This window comes from Candidatus Chloroploca asiatica, assembly GCF_002532075.1.
GTDB classification, from domain to species: Bacteria; Chloroflexota; Chloroflexia; order Chloroflexales; family Chloroflexaceae; genus Chloroploca; species Chloroploca asiatica.
Genome location: NZ_LYXE01000195.1, coordinates 1 through 2,174 on the forward strand (window position 1 = coordinate 1; position 2,174 = coordinate 2,174).

General features: G+C 63.6%; 1 protein-coding gene. It reads right to left on the reverse strand.

What is annotated here, in order from left to right; genetic code table 11:
- On the reverse strand, window positions 1-1,958 hold a 1,958-nt coding region (locus A9Q02_RS22950), incomplete at its 3' end, for a COG1361 family protein (RefSeq protein WP_216361583.1).
- Window positions 1,959-2,174: the final 216 nt, after the last annotated feature.

Here is a 2,174-nt window from a genome sequence, read left to right on the forward strand (position 1 = left end):
CCACCCGGAACCGTGCTGATCCCGCCGTCGGTCTTGGTGATGACGAGGTTCGGGGCCGCCGTGATGGGCGTGGTCTCGTTGTCCTCGTTATTCGACGGGGTCGGGTCGTCACCGTTGGTGCCGTCGTCGGCGATCGCAACGGTGTTGAAGATGCTGTTGACGCCCGCGGGCAGGCTCGCATTGACCCGCACGACAAAGGTGATGGTACCGGTGATGTTGACGGCGAGGTCGCCTACGTCGTAGGTGCAGGTGCCGCCTTCGCACGACCAGTCGGTCGGCGTGATGAAGGTGGTATAGGTCGGCACGGTCTCGGTAATCACGACGCCAGTGGCATCCTGGTTGCCGACATTGGTGTAGGTCAGCGTGTAGGTAATCAGGTCACCCGTGGTCACGGTGCTGTCGTCGTCGGTCTTGGTGATGACGAGATCGGGCGCGGCCTCGACCGGAGTAGTCTCGTCGTCGCGGTTGTTGTCCGGCGTCAGATCCGGCCCGTTGGTGCCATCGTCAGTGATGACGACGGTGTTGGTAATGGTCGTGACGCCAGCGGGCAGGCCCGCCTCAACTTGCACCACGAAGGTGCGGGTCAGGGTGCTGCCCGCTCCCAGCGCGGTGCTGGTGTAGACACAGGTTGTCCCGGCTGGACTATCATCGTCGCAACTCCAGCCGGCACTGCTGCCGTCACTGACAAAGCGCGTGTTGAGCGGCACGGTCTCGGTGATGGTGACGCCGGTGGCGTCCTGGTTGCCGGCGTTGCGATAGGTGAGCGTGTAGGTGATCAGGTCGCCGGTGGTCACGGTGCGGTTGTCGTCGGTCTTGGTGATGACGAGATCGGGTGTGGCGGTGACGGGCGTGGTCTCGTCGTCCTCGTTATTCAACGGGGTCGGGTCGGCACCATTGCTGCCATCGTCAGTGATGACGACGGTGTTGGTAATGGTCGTGACGCCCGCGGGCAGGCTTGCATCCACCTGCACGACGAAGGTGCGGGTCAGCGTGCTCCCGGCCCCCAGCGCGGTGCGGGTGTAGATACAGGTTGTCCCGGCTGGACTATCGTCGTCGCAACTCCACCCGGTACTGCTGCCGGCAATGACAAAGCGCGTGTTCAGTGGCACGGTCTCGGTGATGGTGACGCCGGTCGCGTCCTGGTTGCCGACGTTGCGATAGGTGAGCGTGTAGGTAATCAGGTCGCCTGGCTCCACCGAGATCCCGTCGTCGGTCTTGGTGATGACCAGATCGGGCGCGGCTTCGACCGGGGTGGTCTCGTTATTCGAGGGGCCTTCGGGATGGTTGGTGCCCCCGATGCGGGCGGTGTTGGTGATGGTCGTGATGCCGTTGGGCAACGGGGTGTCCACCTGCACGATGAACGTGCGGGTGACCACGGCTCCGGCATTGAGCGTGCCGAGCGTGAGGGTGCATGGCGTTCCGGCTAGGCTTCCGTCGTTGCAACTCCAGGTTGCACTACTCCCCGCAACGACAAAGCTCGTATGGGCCGGCACGGTCTCGGTGATGACCACCCCAGCCGCCGCCTGGTTGCCGGTGTTGCTCACGGTCAGCGTGTAGGTAATCAGCCCACCCGGAACCGTGCTGATCCCGCCGTCGGTCTTGGTGATGACGAGCGTTGGGGCCGCCGTGATGGGGGTAGTCTCATCGTCCTCGTTATTCGACGGGGTCGGGTCGGCACCATTGCTGCCGTCGTCGGCGATTGCAACGGTGTTGAAGATGCTGTTGACGCCCGCGGGCAGGCTTGCATTGACCCGCACGACAAAGGTGACGGTACCGGTGATGTTGACGCCGAGGTTGCCCACGTCGTAGGTGCAGGTACCACTGTTACATGTCCAGCCGGTCGACGTGATGAAGGAGGTGTAGGTCGGGACGGTCTCAGTGATCACGACGCCAGTGGCATCCTGGTTGCCGACATTGGTGTAGGTGAGCGTGTAGGTGATCAGGTCACCCGTGGTCACGGTGCTGTTGTCGTCGGTCTTGGTGATGACGAGATCGGGCGCGGCGGTGACGGGCGTGACCTCGTCGTCCTCGTTATTCGACGGGGTCGGGTCGGCACCATTGCGGCCATCGTCGGCGATGGCGACGGTGTTGGTAATGGTCGTGACGCCAGCGGGCAGGCTTGCATCCACCTGCACCACGAAGGTGACGGTGCCAGTGATGTTGACGGCGAGGTC